14 protein-coding genes are annotated in these 20,853 nt (G+C 72.4%); 4 read left to right on the top strand and 10 right to left on the bottom strand.

The genetic code is table 11. The annotated features are described in order from the left end of the window. Positions 1-86: 86 nt before the first annotated feature. Positions 87-1,862: a DUF6055 domain-containing protein gene (locus ACH4TL_RS28215; RefSeq protein ID WP_398321042.1), complete on the bottom strand. Its 1,776-nt coding sequence runs from the start codon at positions 1,860-1,862 to the stop codon at positions 87-89. A gap of 223 nt (positions 1,863-2,085) precedes the next feature. Between ACH4TL_RS28215 and ACH4TL_RS28210 the strand changes: the two genes are divergently transcribed. From ACH4TL_RS28210 to ACH4TL_RS28195, 4 genes are all read left to right on the top strand, one after another. Beyond that, the gene (locus ACH4TL_RS28210; RefSeq protein WP_398321045.1) at positions 2,086-3,609 is read left to right on the top strand and encodes a sulfatase; all 1,524 of its coding nucleotides are present in this window, start codon (positions 2,086-2,088) and stop codon (positions 3,607-3,609) included. 71 nt (positions 3,610-3,680) lie between these two features. Next, entirely contained in the window at positions 3,681-4,406 is a 726-nt protein-coding gene (locus ACH4TL_RS28205; RefSeq protein WP_398321048.1) for a response regulator transcription factor, read from the top strand. Next, a complete protein-coding gene (locus ACH4TL_RS28200) occupies positions 4,403-5,881 on the top strand; it encodes a sensor histidine kinase (protein ID WP_398321051.1) in 1,479 nt (492 codons plus the stop codon). Before ACH4TL_RS28205 ends, ACH4TL_RS28200 begins: the two co-directional genes overlap by 4 nt. A gap of 101 nt (positions 5,882-5,982) precedes the next feature. Next, positions 5,983-8,475 (top strand): SpoIIE family protein phosphatase, encoded by a 2,493-nt coding sequence (locus ACH4TL_RS28195; protein WP_398321054.1) that lies wholly within the window; start codon positions 5,983-5,985, stop codon positions 8,473-8,475. Positions 8,476-8,501: 26 nt separating this feature from the next. On the opposite strand, the gene ACH4TL_RS28190 is transcribed toward ACH4TL_RS28195, so the two are convergent. From ACH4TL_RS28190 to ACH4TL_RS28150, 9 genes are all read right to left on the bottom strand, one after another. Then, positions 8,502-11,126: a hypothetical protein gene (locus ACH4TL_RS28190; RefSeq protein WP_398321057.1), complete on the bottom strand. Its 2,625-nt coding sequence runs from the start codon at positions 11,124-11,126 to the stop codon at positions 8,502-8,504. 100 nt (positions 11,127-11,226) lie between these two features. After that, the gene (locus ACH4TL_RS28185) at positions 11,227-13,050 is read right to left on the bottom strand and encodes an ATP-binding protein (protein ID WP_398321060.1); all 1,824 of its coding nucleotides are present in this window, start codon (positions 13,048-13,050) and stop codon (positions 11,227-11,229) included. 103 nt (positions 13,051-13,153) lie between these two features. Next, positions 13,154-14,578 carry a hypothetical protein gene (locus ACH4TL_RS28180; RefSeq protein ID WP_398321355.1) on the bottom strand — a complete coding sequence of 475 codons (1,425 nt, stop codon included), beginning with the start codon at positions 14,576-14,578 and terminating at the stop codon, positions 13,154-13,156. Positions 14,579-14,738: 160 nt separating this feature from the next. Continuing rightward, positions 14,739-15,719 carry an MBL fold metallo-hydrolase gene (locus ACH4TL_RS28175; RefSeq protein WP_398321063.1) on the bottom strand — a complete coding sequence of 327 codons (981 nt, stop codon included), beginning with the start codon at positions 15,717-15,719 and terminating at the stop codon, positions 14,739-14,741. A gap of 62 nt (positions 15,720-15,781) precedes the next feature. Further along, on the bottom strand, positions 15,782-17,302 hold the full coding sequence (locus ACH4TL_RS28170) for a glutamate synthase subunit beta (protein ID WP_398321066.1): 1,521 nt from the start codon (positions 17,300-17,302) through the stop codon (positions 15,782-15,784). 37 nt (positions 17,303-17,339) lie between these two features. Further along, on the bottom strand, positions 17,340-18,398 hold the full coding sequence (locus ACH4TL_RS28165) for an NAD(P)H-dependent flavin oxidoreductase (RefSeq protein ID WP_398321069.1): 1,059 nt from the start codon (positions 18,396-18,398) through the stop codon (positions 17,340-17,342). Next, positions 18,398-19,132, bottom strand: a complete 735-nt coding sequence (locus ACH4TL_RS28160) for a CoA-transferase subunit beta (protein WP_398321072.1) — start codon at positions 19,130-19,132, stop codon at positions 18,398-18,400. Before ACH4TL_RS28160 ends, ACH4TL_RS28165 begins: the two co-directional genes overlap by 1 nt. Beyond that, positions 19,129-19,998, bottom strand: coding sequence for a CoA transferase subunit A (locus ACH4TL_RS28155; RefSeq protein ID WP_398321075.1), 870 nt, complete (start codon positions 19,996-19,998; stop codon positions 19,129-19,131). Before ACH4TL_RS28155 ends, ACH4TL_RS28160 begins: the two co-directional genes overlap by 4 nt. Beyond that, complete coding sequence (locus ACH4TL_RS28150) at positions 19,995-20,777, bottom strand: enoyl-CoA hydratase family protein (RefSeq protein WP_398321078.1); 783 nt, start codon at positions 20,775-20,777, stop codon at positions 19,995-19,997. The genes ACH4TL_RS28155 and ACH4TL_RS28150 overlap by 4 nt, the downstream gene beginning before the upstream one ends. Positions 20,778-20,853 lie beyond the last annotated feature (76 nt).

The following is a 20,853-nucleotide window of genomic DNA, read 5'->3' as shown; positions in this document are numbered from 1 at the left end:
TGGCTTCGCCCCTCAGGTCAGGGACGGGGCCACAGTCTGCGTCCCACCCCTGACCAGCGGCAAACCGCCGTAACCTGGCCAGGCGCTCATCGGCCTCGGGAACCGGCGGAGGAGACGGTGATGGCCAGTTCGGCGTCGGTGAAGGTGCCGTGGGCGGGGTTGACGTCGGTTTCACCGCCGTGGCCGTCGCAGCCCCGGTCCGGGTTGAAGAGCAGATAGGTGCCGGAGGAGCAGCTCATGGCCGTCTCGGCGTCGCCGCCTAGGACCAGGTTGCCGGAGAGGTTGGCGCCGCCCTGGACGATGGCGTTGTCCTTGACCACGACGTTGCCGCCGACGGTGGCGCCGGAGTTGACCCAGGACAGGCCGTCGATCCGGGCGTTGCCGGTGACGGTGGAGTTGCCGAAGACCGCGGCGCGCGGGCCGACGTAGGCGCTGGCCGCGACGTTGGCGCGGTTGTCGACCCAGCCCCCGCCGTTGGAGTGCCAGTGTCCGCCGCCGGTGGCGGCCGGTTTCTGGTAGCCCGGTTCGTAGCCGGACGGGGTGGCGCCGCTGATCCGGAACTCGTACGGGTAGCGGTAGTTCTTGGTGTAGCCGTCGAGGTAGGCGTAGTGGTGGACGGTGTTCGGGGCGCCGGTGACGACGAGGTACACGTCCTTCTCCCCGGGCTGGGTCTGGAAGCTGAGCTGCCCGTCGGCGCTGGTGGAGACGGGCCCGTAGCGGGGGGTGCCGTTCTTCACCGCGACGAAGCCGTAGGACCAGCCGGATCCGGCGGCCGCGTTGGCGTGGCCCTTGAGGTGCAGCTTGATCAGCGCGCCGTCGCTGCTGGGCACGAGTCTGATCTTGTTGTAGCCGTAGTCGGACGGGGCGAGCGGGTCCGGGATGGCGTAGTGGCCGGCGGACTGGTTGACCGCGTTCACCGGGACGCCGTTGTAGGCGTTGATGAAGCCCGCGCCGTACACGTTGTTGATGAACGGCATGATGTGGGACCGGTTGGAGTAGTCGTAGGTGACCTGGTGCTGTGCGTACTCGGCGATCCGCGTGTTCAGCTGGGTCTGGGTGAGGTTGTTGAGGCGCCGGTAGGTCTCCAGCGGGTGTTCGTTGTTCCTGGCCTGGTTCCAGATGTCGATGAAGGTCCGCATCCCGCCGTAGCGGTCGACCAGGTACTGCACCAGCATCCAGTTTCCGTAATGGTGGCGGCTGGAGGAGTACGCGAGGTTCTCGGTGCGCAGGAACCGGGTCAGGTCGCCCGCGCCCCCGTCCGGGTACACCTGCATCGCCATGTACTCCGCGCCGGTCTCCCAGAACGTTCCGGCGGACGGGTCGGTGAGCCCGGCGCCGCCGCCCTTGCCCATGAAGGTGTAGTTCTGGAACACATGGCCCAGTTCATGGGCCAGCCCCCAGGAGCCGGGCAGCGCGGCGCCCGGGGCGATGTTGATCACGCCGACCCGGCCGTCGGCCTGGCCGCCCGACGCCCAGGCGTTGAGGTTGCCGTTGTTCCATGTCTGGGTGACGATCACATCGATCTTGTACTGGGAGAGCAGGCCGGACTCCGGCGTGAACTTCAGGGTGCCGACGTAGAAGGAGTACAGCCGCTCCAGCTGGCTGAGGATGTCATCGGGGTCGAACCGGTACTGCCCGGAGGCGTTCTTGGGGTCGGTGCCCGACTTCTCGCCCCACAGCAGGACGAAGTTGTTCGACTCCTTGGTCCGGTTCTGAGCCCACGGCACCTCGCCGGTCGCCGCCCAGCTCGGCGGGATGTACACCGTCTTGGCCGCCGCCGCGGTCGGGGCCTGCTGGCGCGCGGCCGCCGGTGTCACGCCCAGTGCGGCGATGAGTACCAGCATGGCCAGCGCCGTGATCATACGTCGTGGCCATGTCAATAATAAGGATCTCATGGCGGATCCTCCGTTCCGATGGGAATCCCGTGGGGGCGGGAATCGTCCCACGGGAGCGCTCCCATGGCCATGGCCGACCCCCTTCGAAAACTTGCGTCCAGTGGCGCGGCCCGCGGCATCACAAGAATCACACAAGGTCGCCCCCTACGGTGCCTGGCTCCGGAGTCCCCCACCTCAGGGAGCTGCCCCCATGCTCGGCAACCGCTACTCACGCACCCTGCGCACCGCGTTGTGCGCGGCCCTGGCCGCCGTGTTGCTGGCCTCGTGTTCGAGAGCGGCGGACACGGCCACCGAGGGTGGCCCGTCCGCCGACGGCGCCTCGGCTTCCACGAAGAAGCCCAACATCGTGTACGTCCTCACCGACGATCTGGCCTGGAACCTCGTGAAGTACATGCCGCACGTGCGGCAGATGCAGGAGAAGGGGACGACCTTCACGAACTTCTTCGCCACGGACTCGCTGTGCTGTCCGTCCCGCTCGTCCCTCCTCACCGGTCAGTACCCCCACAACACCGGTGTCTTCACCAACAGCGGGAACGACGGCGGCTACAGGGCGTTCATGAAGAACGGCAACGAACGGAAGACCTTCGGGCCCGCGCTGCAACGCGCGGGCTACCGGACCGGGTTCATGGGGAAGTACCTCAACGGATACCAGCCCGGTGACAAGAACGGCACCTCCAAGCCGTACGTCCCCTCCGGCTGGGACGAGTGGGACGTCGCCGGGGACGGATACAGGGAGTACGACTACGACCTCAATGAGAACGGCAAGGTCGTGCCCTACGGGGACGCCCCCGAGGACTACCTGACGGACGTGCTGTCGGAGAAGGCCACGTCGTTCGTCGACTCCTCGGCCGAGGCGAAGAAGCCGTTCATGCTGGAAGTGGCGACGTTCGCCCCGCACGGCCCGTCAACGCCCGCACCGCGCGACGAGGGCACGTACCCCGGACTCAAGGCCCCGCAGACCGACGCCTACGACCGGGCGACCCGCGACGCGCCTCCGTGGCAGAGCGGGCTGACGCCGCTGACGTCGAAGGAGAAGAAGGAGATCGACCGGAGGTTCGCCAAGCGGGTGCGCTCCGTCCAGGCCGTCGACCGGATGATCGGCCGACTGCAGAGCACCCTGAAGGCGAAGGGCCTGGCCGACGACACCTACCTCGTGTTCGGCTCGGACAACGGCTTCCACATGGGCGAGCACCGGCTCCGGCCGGGGAAGCAGACCGCCTACGACACCGATATCCGGGTGCCGCTGATGGCCACCGGCCCCGGCGTACCGGCCGGTGAGAAGGTCTCGCAGCTCGCGGAGAACGTCGACCTCAATCCGACCTTCCTCGAACTCGCGGGCCTCGAGCCCCCGTCGACCGTGGACGGGCGCAGCCTCGCCGGCCTGATGCGCGGCCGCCCGGAGGACGACTGGCGCCAGGCCGTGCTGGTCGAGCACCATCGCGCGGCCTCCAAGAAGGACGACCCCGACGCGGCCCCCGAGGACAGCGGCAACCCGCCTACGTACGGGGCGATCCGCACCGCGGACTCCCTCTACGTGGAGTACGCCGACGGGGAGCGCGAGTTCTACGCGCTGGATTCCGACCCAAACCAGCTGAACAACCGGGCCTCGTCCCTCACGGCGGAGCAGCGCGCCACCCTGCACCGCACGCTGACGGGGCTTCAGCGCTGCATGGGTGAGGAGAGCTGCCGGACCGCGTCCCGGACCCGCTCCTGAAAGGACACGTAACATGACGTCCCCGGAACGCCCCGGCCGGGGACCACCCACACGACCGAGCGGAGGCGCGCATGACCGGCAGTGCCGGACGGGTGCTCGTGGCCGATGACGACGATGCCACCCGGCGCTCGCTGACGAGGGGACTCCGGCTCAGCGGCTACGACGTGACACTGGCCGACGGCGGCCACGCCGCGCTGGAGGCGATGCGCGCCGACCGCCCCGACATCGTCGTGCTGGACATCTGCATGCCCGACATCAGCGGTATCGACGTGTGCCGCACGCTGCGCGAGAGCGGCGACGACGTGCCGGTGCTGATGCTCTCCGCCCTCGACGAGGTCGACGACCGGATCGCCGGGCTGCAAGCGGGGGGAGACGACTATCTGGTCAAGCCGTTCGCCCTGCGCGAGCTGGAGCTGCGGTTGGGCGCCCTGCTGCGCCGCCGCCCGCCGGCCGCCCTCGACCGGGTGCGGGTCGGCGGCCTCGTCCTCGAACCGGCCACCCGCCAGGCGTCCGTGGACGGCACACCGCTGGACCTGACGGGGCGCGAGTTCGAGCTGCTGGAGATCCTGGCCCGCAACGCGGGCGCCGTGCTGAGCCGCGACCAGTTGCTGGACCGGGTGTGGGGCTATGACTTCCGGGTCCGCACGGACGTGGTGGACACCTTCGTCAGCTATCTGAGGCGCAAGCTGGAGGCGGGAGGACGCCACCGGACGCTCCACACCGTTCGCGGAGTCGGCTTCGTCCTGCGCGAGGAGCGCCCGCAGTACGGGGGCGGGCGGGCCGGAGGCGCACCGTGAGGCTGTCCACCCGGCTCGCGCTCGCCGTGGGCGTGAGCGTCCCCCTCCTGGTCCTGGGTACCGGCTGGCTGTTGCTGAGCCTGGTCGCCGACGACCTTCGCGCGCACCAGGACGCGCAGCTGAGCGCCCGCGCGACGGCTGTCTCCCAGAACGCCAACCGGTACCTGCACGCCACTCAGGACGATCAGCCGGTCATCGCGGAGAAGTCCCGGCGGCGGCTGGAGGACTCCGCACGGGACATGGGGATCCGGCTGGTTGGCCCGGACGGCACGATCTCGGCCGGTCCGCAGCCCGACCGCGGCATCGGGCTGCCCGCCCGCGCCCCGAACCCGGTCACCGTCCGCTCCGGCGGCGAGTCCTGGCATGTGCTGTCACGACGCGTGTACACCGCGGGGCAGCAGAACACCCCGAACCTATGGATCTTCGCCCCGGACAGCGCCTACCAGGAAGAGATCTCCCTGGTGCGCGAGCGGGTCGTGACGGTCACGCTGCTGGCCGCGCCGCTGTCCGGGGCCATCGCCTGGGCGATCTCCGCCCGGGCCGTCCTGCCGCTGCGGCGGCTTCAGCGCCGTACGAGCGGCCTGGACCCCAGGAGCAGCACCACGCGCCTGGAGCACACGCCGACCCGGGTCACCGAGGTCGACGACCTGGCCCGCACGGTGCAGACCGTGTTCGCCCGCTACGACGAACAGGCGGCCCGCACCAACGAGGCGCTCGCCACGGCCCGCTCGTTCACCGCGGCCGCCTCCCACGAGCTGCGCACCCCCTTGATGAGCATGCGGACCAACCTCGACATCCTCATCGCCCACGCCGACCTCGACCCCGCCGACCGGGCCGAGGTGCTGGAGGACCTGGGGCGTGAACACACCCGGCTGCTCGGGCTGGTGGTGATGCTGAGGGCACTCGGGCAGGGCGACCTGGTCGAGGCGGACGCGTTCACGCCGGTGGACCTCGCGGAGGTGGTCGAGGACGCGGCCGCCGAACTGCGCCGCGCCCACCCGGAGGCCGCGGTGTCCGTACGCGCCCCCGCGCGCCTGGTCGTCCACGGCTGGGAGCAGGGGCTGCGCTCGGCCGTGGGCAACCTGCTGACCAACGCCTCCACCCATGGCCGTACGGAGGGTGGACCGGCACGCATCGACGTGGCGCTGCACCCGTCGAACGATCAGGACCGCCCGGCCGCGCTGCTCACCGTGGACGATCACGGGCCGGGTATCGCCGCCGCCCGGCGCGAGGAAGTCTTCGAACGCTTCCGCCGCGGTCCGGACAGCCCCGGCTCCGGCCTCGGCCTGACCCTGGTCGCGCAGCAGATCGCCCTGCACCAGGGCCGCGTCACCGTACGGGACCGCCCCGACGGGCGTTCCGGAGCGCGCTTCGAGGTATGGCTGCCCGTCACCGACGGCTCGGCCGTGGAGGACACCCTGCCCCTGGTGCGCCGGGACTGGCTGACGGCGGCAGGCGGACACCTCACGAGGTAGTCGGCACGGTCCGCGCCGACCACCGGTTCACCCGGGCGGCTCCCCGTCGGCCGGGGGCAGGTGCGCCGTATGTCCATCTGTGAGACAAAAACCGTGTGAAGGTGCGTTCTGCCCTGGGCTTGCGCAGCGTCGCCGGGCAGGTGTGCGCCCTGATGCTGGTGATCGTGACGCTGCTGGTGCTCGCCACGGGGGCCACCCTGGTCCTCCAGGCCCGCAGTGGCCATGAGAGCCAGGCCCGGGGGCGTGCTCTCAGCATCGCGGAGACGTTCGCGTCCGCCCCCGGCGTCCTCCGGGCACTGCGGTCCCGCGATCCGTCCGCGGCCCTCCAGCCCTACGCGGCGAGGCTCCGGCGCGCGTCCGGGGTCGCCTACATCGTGGTGACCAGCCCCCGGGGCGTCCGCTACACCCACCCCGACCCCAAGCTCATCGGCACCCGCGCCGCCCTTCCCCTCTATCCGGCCTCGGCCGGCAGGCCCTTCACGGACAAGGTGCCCGCCGTCGCCCTCTCCGCGCCCTCGATCCGCGCGGCGGTGCCCGTCACCGGGGCCGGGCGCCGGGTCGTCGGCATCGTCAACGTCGGGGTCACCTTCCCCGGCGTGGGCGCTTCGGTGAGACGTCAACTGCCGCTGCTCTCCGGAACCACGGCGCTCGCCCTCGTCCTCGGCGGCGGTGGCGCGGCGCTGGTGGGCAGACGGCTGCGGCGCCAGACCCACCGGCTGGACCCCGCCGAGCTCACCAGCATGTACGAACACCACGACGCCGTGCTGCGCGCCGTCCGGGAAGGCGTGCTCATCCTCGACCGCGAGGGACGGATGGTGCTCGCCAACGACGAGGCCCGGCGGCTGCTCGGCCTGCCGCCGGAGGTGCGCGGCGGGCGGATCACCGACGCCGGACTCGACCCGGAGACCGCCGGACTGCTCGCCTCCGGACGGACCGTCACCGACGAGGTCATCCAGGTCGGGGACCGGCGGCTGGCCGTCAACCAGCGCCCCACCTCGGGCCGCGGACAGCGCTGGGGCAGCGTCGCCACCCTGCGCGACACCACCGAACTCCAGGCGCTGACCGACAAGGCCGACGCGGCATGGGCGCGCCTGGAGCTGCTGTACGACGCGAGCGTGCGCGTGGGCACCAGCCTCGACATGACCCGCACCGCCGAGGAACTGGCCGGTGTCGCGGTCCCGCGCTTCGCCGACTTCGCCACCGTCGACCTGCTGGAGTCCGTGCTGCGCGGCGAGGAACCGGTCGACGCGCGGTCCCGGATGCGCCGCGTCGCGGTCGGCGCCGTACGGGAGGAGCGGCCCCGGCCGCCCTCCGGCCACACCCTGCTGGCCGTACCGCTCAGCGCCCGCGGGGTGCTGCTGGGGCAGGTCGAGTTCCGGCGGCTGGAGGGGGCCGCCCCCTTCGACGACGAGGACCGGTCCTTCGCCGACGAACTCGTCGGCCAGGCCGCCGTCGCCATCGACAACGCCCGCCGCTACGCGCGCGAACACGCCACCGCGCTGGCCCTCCAGCAGAGCCTGCTGCCCCGCGGCAGGCCCGAACAGTACGCCGTCGACGCCGCCTACCGCTATCTGCCCGCCCACGCCGGAGTGGGCGGCGACTGGTTCGACATCATCCCGCTGTCCGGCGCCCGGGTCGCCCTCGTCGTCGGCGATGTCGTCGGCCACGGACTGCACGCCGCCGCCACCATGGGCCGGTTGCGCACCGCGGTCCACAACTTCTCCGTCGTCGACCTGCCACCGGATGAACTCCTCACCCAGCTGGACGACGTGGTGGCCCAGCTCGACCAGGAGGAGGCCGCCGGCGGCATCGGCGCGGTCGGCGCCAGCTGTCTGTACGCCGTCTACGACCCCGTCGCCCAGCGCTGCACCCTGGCCCGGGCCGGTCATCCGCCGCCCGCCGTGGTCGAACCGGGCGGCGCCGTCACCATCCCGGACCTGCCCGCCGGTCCGCCGCTGGGGCTCGGCGGGCGGCTGTACGAGGCGTCCGGGATCCCGCTGCCCGCGGGCAGCAGGCTGGTCCTCTACACCAACGGACTCGTCCAGGACCGCGAACGGGACATCGACACCGGACTCGACCAGCTGCGCGAGGCCCTCGCCCCCGCCGACCCCGACCCGGGGCGCACCTGCGACGCCGTCATGCGCGCACTGCTGCCGCCGCGCCCCACCGACGACGTGGTCCTCCTCGTCGCCCGCACCACCGCCCTGGACGAGCGGCACGTCGCCACCTGGGACCTGCCCGCGGACCCGGCCCTGGTCGCCGGGATGCGGTCCGCGGTGGCCCGCACCCTGGCCGACTGGCAGCTGGACGAGGCGGTCTTCACCACCGAACTGGTCGTCAGCGAACTCCTCGGCAACGCCATCCGCCACGCCGACGGTCCGATCAGGCTGCGGCTGCTGCGCAACCGCAGCCTGATCTGCGAGGTCGCCGACGGCAGCAGCACCTCCCCGCATCTGCGCCGCGCCGCCATCACCGACGAGGGCGGGCGAGGGCTTTTCCTGGTCGCCCAGATGGTCCAGCGCTGGGGCACTCGCTACACCAGCGAAGGAAAGATCATCTGGGCCGAGCAGGATCTGCCCTCGGCCCTCGGCTGACGGTTCCGGTCAACTGACGGTGGTGCTCAACTCACGATGGCGGCCGCCGTGGTCAGCAGCTCGGGGAAGGTGCCGGTGAAGTCGGGCAGCAGCCGCAGCGCCAGCGCCCAGGCCTCCGGGTCCGCTCCCAGATGGGCGGCGGTCAACTCCACAGCCTTGCGGTTCGCCGCGAGCGCCGCCGGGTCCGGCCCGCTCTCCCGCGTGCGGTGGTGGCGGTACGCCAGATACGCGGCCGCGTCCCCGGCGGGCCTCGCCTCGTGCAGCACGTCCAGCGGGGTCAGCGTGCCGAGGTCGGTCGCCTTGTCCAGCCAGTCGTTCCGGCGGTGGGGAGCCGACGGCAGCGGATGGTGGCGCACCAGGTCCAAGGGGTCCGGCCGGGGCCCGGTGGACTTGTGCGGATGCGCCTGGTGTTCGAGCCGCAGCTGCGCCACACCGGCCTCGATGCGCAACTCCTCCGGACAGTCCCCGGCCTCCGCGAGCACCACCAGCAGGGCGTCGGGGAGCGGATCGCGCTCGTGCCCCCGGGCCAGCTCCGCCCAGGGCAGCCCCGGTCCTGTCTCCTCGGACAGCCGCTCCAGCGCCGGGGTGACGAGGTCGACGGTGCTGCCCTGGGAACGCAGGAACGCCACCTGGACCGCCGGTCCCCGGGAGCGGTCCAGCTCCGCGCGCAGCACGGACAGCCCGTCCGCCGCCTCCAGCGCGCCGCGGACGATCTCATGGGTGGCGGACGGCAGCGGATGCTTGCGGCTGCGGCGGTCGGGGAACTCCGTCTCCTCCAGCAGCTTCCGTACCTCCTCGGCACCGTGGCGCTCCCACACCGCGGCCAGCAGACGCAGCTGTCCGGCGAGCGTATGCAGCTTGATCTTGCCGAGCAGGACGCGGGCCAGCCGCGGATCGCCCGAGTCGCAGATCGGCAGCAGCCAGTGCCGCCGCCCGCTGAGCATTATCTGTTCGATCAGCCCATCGGTGATCGGCAGCGGCTCCGTCTCCCGCGCCCCGGCCGCCGCCGGTACGCGGCCGAACCGGCGGCCCGCGAGGACGCCCCGGCGCTGCTCGTCGGTGAGCGCCGTGTACACATACAGATGGGCGTTGATCTCGGGCTCGTCGTGTCCCAGCAGCTCCTCGATCTTCTCCTCGGACAGCTCCCAGAAGGAGGCGACACAGGCAAGCACCGAGGGACCGTGGAGGCTCACGAACAGGTCGCGCAGGGCGGGCGACGGCTGGTGGAAGACCAGCAGATGCTGGACGGTGCGCCGGTCCAGATGGGGTGCCAGCGCCGTCCGCACGTCCTCGGTGGCCTGGAGGAACAGCTGGAGGAACACCGCGCGGAGCCCCTCCGGGCGCTTCACCGGATACTCGGCCTCCAACGGCCTCGGCCAGCTCTTGCCGCGGTGCTTGGCCTTCTGCTCGACGGCGGCGGCGATCAGCTCCGTGCTCGTCCCGGCGAACCGGGGGAGCAGTGAATACAGCGCGCGCCACGCCGCGAAGTCGTCGCCCAGCGGCGCCAGCAGCCCGGCCATCGCCGGGCCGAGCGGCTCGTTGCCGTACGGCAAGGAGGCCAGCACCCGGGAGGCGGGCCGCACCTCGGCGAGGACGCGGTCCAGCGGGAACGCGCCTTCCCGGATGCCGCGCCGCAGCAGCCGTGCCAGACGGTCGTGGTGGTAGCCGTCCTTCCAGTCGGTCTCGGTGAGCAGCCGCCAGGGCAGCGGGGAGGTGGCCGGGAGGGGCTCCGAGGACCTCTGGTACATGGCCAGCACCAGCTCGTCCGGGCAGTCCGGGCGGGACGCCAGCAGCATGAGCGGGCGCCCGGGGAAGGGCTCGCGCTTGTCCTCCGCCAGCAGCAGCTCCCAGTCCACGGCGTCCAGCGGAGGATTCGCTTCTCCGTAGCAGAGCTCACGGAGCCGGCGCACCAGCTCATCGCCGGTGGGCACCGGTGCGGTCGCCCCGGCCTCCTGGGACGTCGTCCCGCCTCGGGAGGCCGCCTCGACGGCCGCACGCTCGGCCTCCTCCAGCACGGCGGCCGGGTCCTGCGCCGCCTCCGCCCGGCGCACCACCTCCGCCACCGCCGGGTGCAGCGTGGGCAGTTCGCCCAGCGCGGCCAGCTCGGCCGCTCCGCCGTGGGTGAACGCCGCTCGGCAGGCCCTCAGCTGCTGCGGCGTGTCCAGCGATGCGCCGACCTTCTCGAGTACATGCCGCACCACCTCGGGGAAGGGCGCTTCCAACGCCGGGAGCAGGTCGTACTTCACGGTGGCGGACAGCAGGAAGTCCACCAGGCCGTCCGGGGTGCGCCAGCCGGGGTCGGCCGTCCGCTCGGCCGCGGCGCTGAGCACCGCGCGCCGCAGGTCCTGCCGCCAGGTGCCGGGCAGTGGCTCGCTGTAGAGCCTGCGGGCGAGCGCGGGGTCGGCCAGCTCGGCGAGCCGGAGCATCTCGGTCTGCCGCTCGGCGCCGACCCGCGCCCCGGCCAGGGCCTCCAGCAGCTCCCGGTCGCCGGAGGCGAACACCTGGTCCACCAGGTGGCCGGGCAGCCGCTCCCGGGACCGGAGCAGGGCCAGCGTCTCCTGCCGGAGCCGGGGCATCAGGGCCGAGGTCAGGGAGGGGCCCGCCATCTGGAGAGCGGCGGACACCAGGGCGTCCCGTTCGTAGGTCACCACGCGGAGTGCGCTCCGTTCGTCGTTCGGTCCCGCCGCGGAAGCGGGGGAGCGGGAGGGGAGAGGGGGAGGAGGAAGAGGAAGAGGAAGAGGGGCGCCGGGATCACCCGGCGCCGGACAGCTCCGTCATCCGGGCCAGCGCGCCGATCCAGAACCGCTGCCGCTCCGGCGACTGGCCCACCATGTGGGCGGCGCGCAGCTTGGGCGGCATGTGGCGCAGCAGCCGGGCGACCACCTCGGCGTTCCGTTTGAGCTGGGACACCTCGGCGTTGGAGAGCACCTGGTGCACCAGATCGGTGTCATTGGTGCCCTCGGCCGACGTTTCGGACGCGGCCGCGAGCCGGGCCTCCCAGCGGTCCACCTCGCGCGCTATCTCCCGCAGGCCGATCACCCGCTGCTCGGCCCGCTCGGCGAGCCGCGCTTCCAGCTTGGACAGCGGCACCGGGGCGTATTCGCCCTCACCCAGATAGATCAGCCCCATCTCCAGCGGCTGTCCGGCGTGGTGCAGCTTGATCAGCCGCTCCAGGGTGCGCTTGGTGATCCAGTCCCGGCCCTCGTCGTCGATGTCGTTCTTCCACCACTCCAGAACCGTCTCGGCGGTCTCGCCATAGGTGGCGATCAGCCACTCGTTCGCCGGGATGTCCTGCGGGCTCACCTCGTAGCTCACCGTGAAACGGCTGGCCTGGGCCACGTTGTTGCTGCTGACCAGCAGCTTGCGGCCGAGGTGGTACGGCGGGTTCTGGAGGGCGACCTGGGCGCGCAGCCCCGGGATCGGCCGCCCGGCGAGCGACCACTCCTGGGTGATCTCCATCAGCTTGGCGAAAGTGGCCTTGTCCTTGGGGCGGTTGTACTCGTCCCAGACGATCACCTTGGGATCGGGACCCACCAGCACGCGGCTGAACAGGGTGTCCAGCGTGCCGTCCGGCGTGGGGATCGGCACACACAGGTCCTCCACGTTGGTCACCGGCAGCGAGAAGTACACCGGATCGCTTCCGCTCTCCTCGCGGACCACCGCCTTGGTGATCTCCGTCTTGCCGCAGCCGGGCGGCCCCTGGAGCAGCACCGCCCAGTGCTCCCGGACCGCGGTGCGCAGGATGCTCCGCACCGGGTCGGGGATGGTCGCGGGGTTGGGGACGCCCAGGGCCCCGGCGACGGCGTCCAGCAGCTCGGCGGTGCGGTCGGCCCCGGGCGTGCCGTCGGGCTTGCGGTCGCGCAGCCGCAGCCGCACCCCGCCCACCAGCGGCAGCCCCCAGGACAGCGGAAACCCGGCGCGGGCACAGTCCAGGACGTGCTGCAGGGTGCGCGGCGAGAGCAGCGAACGCAGATACGGGGAGAGCCCGGCCCAGATCTGGAACACCCCGGTGAGGTCCCAGTCCCCGTACCGCTCGGCCAGCGTGGCCCGCCAGGCGGTGTCATTGGCCGTGATCCGCAGGGTGACCATGCGGTCCAGGACGGCCAGATCGCTGCGCCGGGCGCCTGTCTCGGCCAGCGACTCGTTGTCCGCGAGGAAGACCCCGACGCAGCCGAGCGCGCGCAGATCGTGCTCGCCCAGCGTCCAGTTGCAGGCGATCTGCATCAGCTGGGACTGGATGGTCTCCCCGGCTTGCAGCGAGTCGTCGACGAGCAGCACGAAGGGCACACCCGGGGTGAGCTGGCGCATGATCAGCTGAGTGAGCACCAGCTCGCCGGTGCGGTCGTCCCGCACCGGCGCGTTCACCAGCAGATCGTCGGGGGTGAGGTTGGCCGCCGGGACCAGGATCACCTGGGTGCCCGGATGGGCCCGCGGGACGTACGACAGGAACGTCGACGTCTTGCCGATGCCGTGCTCGCCGAAGACCTGCCCTGTCTGCCGCATCGCGATCATGGCGCTGATGAACTGCTCCAGCCGGGCCTTCTTGGCCGGTGCCGTCGTGTCCACACTGCTCATGGTGTCCACACTGCTCACGGTGACCGAATCCCCCGTTATCCCGTGTCGTTCGTTCCTGCGTGTTCCGTGCCCCCTCGGCGGAGGCGGTTCCCCGGTCCTCGGCTCAGCCGTCGCCGGTGATCACCCGGTGGCAGGCCATCGGCGGATCGTGCCGCTCCGGCCAGTCGTCACCGCCGTCCGTGATCAGCCAGATCCACCGGTCCGGCTGGGCCGGGGCCACCCTGGGGGCATGGCCGTCGGTGACCATGATCACCGCGTCGGCACGCTCCTCGAACCGCCGCCCGTCCACCGCCCGCCGCCCCTCCACGTAGTCCACGACGTGCTGGAAGTCCGTACCCCCGCCGCCGCGCACCCGCTCGCCAGGGACGAACGGCATCAGCGCGCCGTCGAAGCTCAGCCAGTGGCTCTCGACCCCCTCGGTGCGGCCCACCAGCGTGGTGATCCAGTCGATCACCGGCTGGGCCATCGACCCCGAGGTGTCCAGCGCGATGACCACGACCTTGGTGCGCTCCGCTCCGCGCCGCGCCAGCATCGGATCGTGCCCGAGCGCCAGCAGCACCGCTCCCTGCTTCTTCGGGTAGATCAGCCGCTCGCCCTCGCGCAGCTTGGAGGCGAGGACGTCGGACAGCCAGCGCCGCCACCACTCCACGCGCCGGGTCCGCTGCGTTTCACCGCGCAGCGCGCCCAGCCCCATCCGCCCCCACATCTTCTCCAGCCGCTTGCCGCCACCGGAGGTGCGGTCCGCGAGGGCCAGCAGCTCGTCCCGGGCGAGCCCTTCGCCGCGCAGCGCGCCGCGTATCACCTCGGCCAGCGTCCCCTCGACGGCCGAGGTCACCGCCTCCGCGTCCATCGGCAGCCGGTGCCTCGCCCCGCCCCCCTCGCCGCCCCCGCCCTGGTCCATGTGGACGCACAGGACCGGCGGCACCGGAGGGGTGCGCATCCGCTTCAGTTCGCCGTAGATCCTCAGATCGGTCTCGGTGAACTCCCGGTAGGACAGCGGCTCGAAGCCCTGCTCGCGCAGATCGGCCACATACCGCCGGTGCACCTCGTGCGGATCGACGCCCACCGGCTCCCGGCGGGTGCCGCCCGCGCCGTCCGGCACCTCACGGGTCGGCAGACCGCCCTGCGCCAGCCGGAGCAGCGCCACATGGTTGATCGCGACCTCGGCCGCCAGGTCGAAGACCGGGTCGGCGCGCAGCTCCTCGTCCACGTACAGATGGCGGTGGATCAGATGCCGCGCCTCGTGGAACAGGACGAACCGCACCCCGCTCGGCCCGATCGCGACGAAGAACTCCGGGTTGTACAGGAGCAGACAGGTGCCGTCCCCCGTGGCCACCACCGCCGCCGTGTCCACCGCCGTGGTCGGGATCTGGTGGTGGCACTTGGCGTACAGCCACGAGGCCACCACGCTGTCCTTGACCCCGAAGTCCAGCAGCGCCGCCTCCTTGAGCCTGCGGCCTTCCTCGGCCACCGCCGGATCGTCGGGACGGCAGGCCAACAGCGCCCGGCGGTCGGCCAGGTCGATCACCCCACGGCCCGGCGCATGCCGGCTTTCCCCCGCTACCTGTGCCACTGCCTTCCCTCCGCGCCGACCCGCACGGGAGCGTAACCCCTCGCCGTGAGCGGCCTGTCGCCGCCCACACCGAAAACGTTATCCACCGGGTACGACACCGGGGGCGGTCGGCAGGTCAGCCCTGCCGCAGATCCCAGGCCACCTGGGCGACATCGGCGATCATGGCGACGATGTCCGGCCGGTCCTCCCCGCCGTTCAGATGCCGGTACTCGGTGCCCACCGTGATCACCATGCGCTCGGGCAGCCCCGGCAGCGGATACGCCTTCTCGGCGATGATCGTGCGGGCCGCCTCCAGCGCGGGGACCCCGGCCGTGTGCAACTGCCGTGCCCGGTCCCGGATGTGTTCCAGATAGCCGATGTGGCCGCGGACGCCCTCCCGGTCCAGCACCGGGCCATGGCCGGGGACGATGGTCTGCGCCCCGGTGTCCAGCACCCGCTCACAGGCGGCGATCACGCTGTCCAGCGGACCGGCCCAGTGCACCGCGTGGTCGCCGGGGTCCTGAGGGCTGGAGGCGAAGATGACATCGCCGGTGAACGCCACCTTCTGCCGCGGCAGATACGCGAGGAGATCGCCGGTGGTGTGCGCGGCCGGCAGCGCCGTCAGCTGCACCGGCACCTCCCCGATCCGCAGGTCCAGCTCGCCCGTGAACGTCGTCGTGGGCTGGACGACCTCGGTGCCGTCCCAGTCGAACCGTCCGAAGTGGCTCTGGAGATACCATCCGAGCGGCGTCGCCGGGTCGCTGCCGCGCACCATGGCGTGCAGCGCTTGCGGAGCCGGTTCGTACTCGATGTGGCCGAGCGCCTCGCGGGTGGCCACGATGTCGGCGCCGCGCACGACCTCCGCACCCCACAGATGGTCACCGTTCGCATGGGTGACGATCACTCGCCCGATCCGGCCTCCCTCGGGCAGCAGCGACCGGCTGCGCTCCAGGAAGTCCTGGGCCATGTGCCGGTCGTAGGGGGTGTCGATCCAGGCGGCGGTGCCATCGGGGGACACGATCAGTCCACAGTTGGCGAGTCCCCATCCGGCGCCGGGCGTGGGAGTCCACAGGTGCACACCGTCGGCGAGGGGACGGAGCGGCGGTTGCGAGTTCATGGTCGCACAGTACTCAGCTGCGGCCGGACGTTCACTCGACCGGGGTCCGAACCTGCCCCAGGTCAGGCCGTCATGGGCCGGTCCGCCGGGCCGATCGGGGCCGGGAGGGCGGTGGCGCCCGCCAGATAGCGGTCCACCGCGGCCGCGGCCGAGCGGCCCTCGGCGATCGCCCACACGATCAGCGACTGTCCGCGGCCCGCGTCACCGGCCACGAAGACGCCCTCCCGGCCGGTGGCGAAATCGGCGTCGCGGGCGATGTTGCCGCGCGCGTCCAGCTCCAGACGGAGCTGGCCGAACAGCCCGCCGTCCCGCTCCGGGCCGCTGAAGCCGAGCGCGAGGAGCACCAGATCGGCCCGCAGCACCCGCTCGCCGCCGGCCTCCGCCCGTCCCTCCTCCGGGTCGGGAGCGTCGGAAGCCGCCCCGACCAGGCGCAGCGACCGGACCCTGCCGTGCGGCCGCCCCGGGCCCGGCGCGTCCCCCTCGAAGCGGACGGTGGTGGCCGAGAACACCCGGGCGTCCACGTCCGCCTCCGGGGCGGCCGCCAGTTCCCGCGCCTCCTCGTGCGCGGCGGACAACCGGTAGATCTTGGGGTATGTGGGCCAGGGCTCGCCCTCGGTCCGCTCGTCCCCGGGCCGGGGGTGGATGTCCAGCTGGGTCACGGAGGCGGCGCCCTGCCGCAGCACCGTGCCCAGGCAGTCCGCGCCGGTGTCTCCGCCGCCGACGATCACCACGTGCTTGCCCTCGGCGGTGATCGGCGGCCGCTCGTAGTCGCCCTCCTGCACCCGGTTGGCCATCGGCAGGTACTCCATCGCCTGGTGGATCCCGGCCAGTTCCCGGCCGGGCACGGGCAGTTCGCGCCAGGCCCGCGCGCCCACCGCTATCACCAGCGCGTCGTAGCGTGCCCTCAGCTCGGCGGCGTCCACATCGGTGCCCACGCCCACGCCGGTACGGAACTTGGTGCCCTCCGCGCGCATCTGCCACAGCCGCCGGTCCAGATGGTGCTTCTCCATCTTGAACGAGGGGATGCCGTACCGCAGCAGCCCGCCCACCCGGTCGTCCCGCTCGTACACCGCCACCGTGTGCCCGGCGCGGGTGAGCTGCTGGGCGGCGGCCAGCCCGGCCGGGCCCGAGCCGATCACGGCCACGGTGCGCCCCGACAGCCGCTCCGGCGGCTTCGGGACCGCGTAGCCGCTCTCCCAGGCCCGGTCGGCGATGGCGACCTCGACGTTCTTGATGGTCACCGCGGGCTGGTTGATCGCCAGCACGCACGCGCTCTCGCAGGGCGCCGGGCACAGCCGCCCGGTGAACTCCGGAAAGTTGTTGGTCGCGTGCAGCCGCTCGCTCGCCCGCCGCCAGTCGTCGCGGGACACCAGGTCGTTCCAGTCCGGGATGAGGTTCCCCAGCGGGCAGCCGTCGTGGCAGAACGGGATCCCGCAGTCCATGCAGCGGTCCGCCTGCGCGCCGATGATCGGCAGCAGGCCGCCGGGTTCGTACACCTCGTCCCAGTCGCGCACCCGCTCCTCCACCGGACGGCGGGAGGGAAGGCGGCGAGGTGTGGTGAGAAAGCCCTTGGGGTCGGCCATGACCTCCTCCAGTACCGATGTCCTGGTCTGGCCGCTTTCACCCCACTGTACGGCCGCCGGGCATCCGGTCCAGGGCCTCGGCCGCCTCGGCCATGATCCGCTCCACCAGCTCCGCGCACGACGGCAGATCGTCGATCACCCCCGCCACCTGCCCGGAGGCCATCACACCGGTGTCGGTGCGGCCGTCCACCATCGACGCCTTCAGCAGCATCGGGGTGTTCGCGGCCAGCAGCACCTGGCTCCAGGAGAGCCCCTTGGCGCGCCGCGTCGCCCGGCCGTCGCGCACCATGCGCGGCCAGCTCAGCCCGGACAGCCGGCGGAACGCCGCGGCGTGGCGGGCGGCCCGTACGAGGGCGGCGGCGCGCCCGGAGCGTTCGAGGGAGGCGACCAGCTCGCTGCGGAGCATCCGGTGGGGGAGCCCGTCCACCGCCGTGGTGACCGTGATGTCCGAGGCCGAAGCCGCCAGATAGCGGGCCTTCACCGCGGCCGGGACGGTGCTGTCGGAGGTCAGCAGGAAGCGGGTGCCCATGGCGATCCCGGCCGCCCCGTACGCGAGCGCCGCCACCAGGCCGCGCCCGTCGTGGAAGCCGCCCGCGGCCACCACCGGGATGTCCACCGCGTCCACGACCTGGGGGAGCAGCACCGTGGTCGCCACCTCGCCGGTGTGGCCGCCGCCCTCGCCGCCCTGCACCACCACCGCGTCCGCGCCCCAGCCCGCCACCTTCTCGGCGTGCCGCCGGGCGCCCACGGACGGGACGACCACCACGCCCGCGTCCTTCAGCCGGGCGATCAGCTCCCGCTTCGGCGCCAGCGCGAAGGACGCCACCCGCACGCCCTCCTCGATGATGATCCGCACCCGCTCCGCGGCGTCCCCCGCGTCGGCCCGCAGATTGACCCCGAACGGGGCCTCGGTGCGGGACGCGACCTCCCGCACCGCCGACCGCAGCCGCTCCGGGGACATCGTGGCGGAGGCCAGGATGCCCAGCGCCCCGGCGTTCGCGGCCGCCGAGACCAGCCGGGGGCCCGCCACCCACCCCATGCCCGTCTGGACGATCGGATACCGGACGCCGGCGAGCCGGGTCAGCGCGGTGTCCATCAGGCCCTTACCTCCCGCTCGCGCAGCCCCGCCGGATCGATGACCTCCCGGATCAGCCGCAGCTCCTCGGCGGTCGGCTCCCGGGTGGCGGGAACGCCGTCGGCAAGGGCGAGCGGGAAACCGGTCGCCTCCCGCACCCGCTCGGCGGAGACGCCCGGGTGCAGGGAGCGCACCCGCATGGTGCGGTCCGGGGTGTCGAAGTCGAGCACCGCGAGGTCGGTCACCACGCGGGGGATGCGGTGGAAGCGGGTCGCGGAGGGGCCGGCGGCAGTGGCCCGGTCGTGGCCGACGCCGCACACCATGTCGACGCGCTCGACGAAGACGCGTGGGGAGTGCCGGGGCACCCAGTAACTCGTCGGATTGTTGAGGGTGTTGACGGGCGCCCCGCGCACACCCAGCAGCTGCCGCCGGGGCTGCTTCCAGTCGCCGACGCAGGAGATGTTCTGGTTGCCATGGGCATCGAGCTGGCTCGCGCCCATCATCACATGGCGCTTGCCGCCCATGACCAGACCGAGATGGCGGCGGTACGGCAGCCAGCCCTCGACCGTCTCGTCATCGGCGTCGACCAGCAGCGCCTCCCCGTCGGTGAGCAGCAGATCGGGCGCGAAGGTGAGTCTCGCCAGCCGGGCGCCGATCCGGGGGACGAGGCCCATCGGGGCGGCCAGCACCTCCCCGTCGCCCCGCCATGCCTCTGCGCAGGCCAGCACGCAGTACTCGGCCCGGGTGACGGTCATAGCTCGGTGCCCTCCTCCGCGTACGCCGCGACCGCGGCCTGGTACGTCTCCTCGTCCCCGGCCAGGAACCGCCGGGTGAACGCCTCCCAGGCCGCCGGGTCGGCGGCGGCCTTCGCATACGCGCGCTGGAACGCCTCGTCCCGTCCGTAGTCGGGGGCGCAGGACGTGAAGTGCGCGCCGTGCGGGGTCTCGATGACGCCGGTCACCGCATGGCGCCCCACCAGCAGGGACTGCGGACCGGCCGCCGCAAGGAACTCCGAGGCGGGGACGACGCGTTCGCAGGACAGATACGCCTGCTCCGCCGCCTCGCAGAACAGGTCGTCGAAGTACGGATCGGGGCCCAGGTACTGGCCGTTGCCCTGCGCGTCGGCCCGGTTGAGGTGGACGAGCGCCACGTCCAGCCGCAGCGCGGGCACCGCCACCAGCTCCTCGCCGTCCTCGTACGGCGAGACCACCGTCCGCAAGCCGGGGTTGACCGTCATCACGTCCGACCCGAGGCCCGCCCGGATCGGCAGGAAGGGCAGCCGGTGCACGGCCGCGGTCAGCCCCCACAGGAACATCGCCTCGTCCAGCTCCACCAGCTCGAAGGCCGCGCGCTCGCGGGCCGCCCGGAAGTGCGGCTCCAGCGGGATCGAGTCGAGCGTGGCGAAGGCCGTGACCAGCTTGCGGATCTTCCCGGCGGCGGCCAGCAGCCCGACGTCCGGCCCGCCGTACGTGACCACGGTCAGATCGCGGACGTCCGAGCGCAGCAGCGCGCGCACCAGCGCCATCGGCTTGCGCCGGGAGCCCCAGCCGCCGATGCCGACCGTCATGCCGCTCTCGATCCGGCCGACGGCCTCGTCCGCGCTCATCCGCTTGTCGCTCATCGGCCCTCACCGCCCCCGGATCCCGCCCCTGACCCGGCCCTGCCCGAGACGAACGCGTCCCGGTGCCGGTCGGATATCCCCGCGAGATTCGCCTCGAAGGTGAAGCCCTGCTCGAAGCGGTAGCTGCGGTGGACGTCCACCGGGTCGATGCCGTTGATGGCCGCCTTGGCCAGCCGCAGCAGCGCACCGTCCTTGGCGGCGATCTCCCGGGCCAGCTCCAGCGCGGCGTCCCGCAGCCCGGTGCGCGGCACCACCCGCCAAACCGAGCCGTGCCGGTGCAGCTCCTCGGCGGTCGCGGTGCGCGCGGTGTAGTACAGCGCGCGCATCAGATGCTGCGGGACCAGCCGGGCCAGATGGGTGGCCGCGCCCAGCGCTCCCCGGTCCAGCTCCGGCAGCCCGAACGTCGCGTCCTCGGCCGCCACGATCGCGTCCGCGTTGCCCACCAGGCCGATACCGCCGCCGAGACAGAAGCCGTGCACCGCGGCGATCACCGGGACCGGGCAGTCGTAGACGGCCGCGAACGCCGCGTGGCAGCCGTGGTTGGCGCCGATGAGCGCCTGGTGCCCCTCGGTGCGCTGCATCTCCTTGATGTCCACGCCCGCGTTGAAACCCCGGCCCTCGGCGGTCAGGACCACGCAGCGCACCCCTGGGTCGTCGCCCGCGGCGCGCAGCGCGTCGGCCAGCTCGTACCAGCCGTGCACGGGAGGGGCGTTGACCGGTGGGAAGTCCACGGTGACGACGGCGACGCCCGCTTCGGGGGCGGAGGTGGAGACACCCATGAGCAGATCCGCTACCTTTCCACCAAACGTTTGTTAGGTGGGAAGGTAGCAGCGCCCGGCGCGCAACGGGAGGGTG

Origin of the sequence: Streptomyces sp. NPDC021115, assembly GCF_044333065.1 — a bacterium.
In the GTDB taxonomy this organism is placed as follows: domain Bacteria; phylum Actinomycetota; class Actinomycetes; order Streptomycetales; family Streptomycetaceae; genus Streptomyces.
This window is presented reverse-complemented; position numbering and strand designations above follow the sequence as displayed.

Excerpts from the sequence above, each read along its gene's own strand:
- ACH4TL_RS28150 (WP_398321078.1), bottom strand. The coding sequence starts at position 20,777 with ATGGGTGTCTCCACCTCCGCCCCCGAAGCGGGCGTCGCCGTCGTCACC.
- ACH4TL_RS28175 (WP_398321063.1), bottom strand. The coding sequence starts at position 15,719 with ATGAACTCGCAACCGCCGCTCCGTCCCCTCGCCGACGGTGTGCACCTG.
- ACH4TL_RS28215 (WP_398321042.1), bottom strand. The coding sequence starts at position 1,862 with ATGATCACGGCGCTGGCCATGCTGGTACTCATCGCCGCACTGGGCGTG.
- ACH4TL_RS28170 (WP_398321066.1), bottom strand. The coding sequence starts at position 17,302 with ATGGCCGACCCCAAGGGCTTTCTCACCACACCTCGCCGCCTTCCCTCC.
- ACH4TL_RS28155 (WP_398321075.1), bottom strand. The coding sequence starts at position 19,998 with ATGAGCGACAAGCGGATGAGCGCGGACGAGGCCGTCGGCCGGATCGAG.
- ACH4TL_RS28210 (WP_398321045.1), top strand. The coding sequence starts at position 2,086 with ATGCTCGGCAACCGCTACTCACGCACCCTGCGCACCGCGTTGTGCGCG.
- ACH4TL_RS28165 (WP_398321069.1), bottom strand. The coding sequence starts at position 18,398 with ATGGACACCGCGCTGACCCGGCTCGCCGGCGTCCGGTATCCGATCGTC.
- ACH4TL_RS28160 (WP_398321072.1), bottom strand. The coding sequence starts at position 19,132 with ATGACCGTCACCCGGGCCGAGTACTGCGTGCTGGCCTGCGCAGAGGCA.
- ACH4TL_RS28185 (WP_398321060.1), bottom strand. The coding sequence starts at position 13,050 with ATGAGCAGTGTGGACACGACGGCACCGGCCAAGAAGGCCCGGCTGGAG.
- ACH4TL_RS28205 (WP_398321048.1), top strand. The coding sequence starts at position 3,681 with ATGACCGGCAGTGCCGGACGGGTGCTCGTGGCCGATGACGACGATGCC.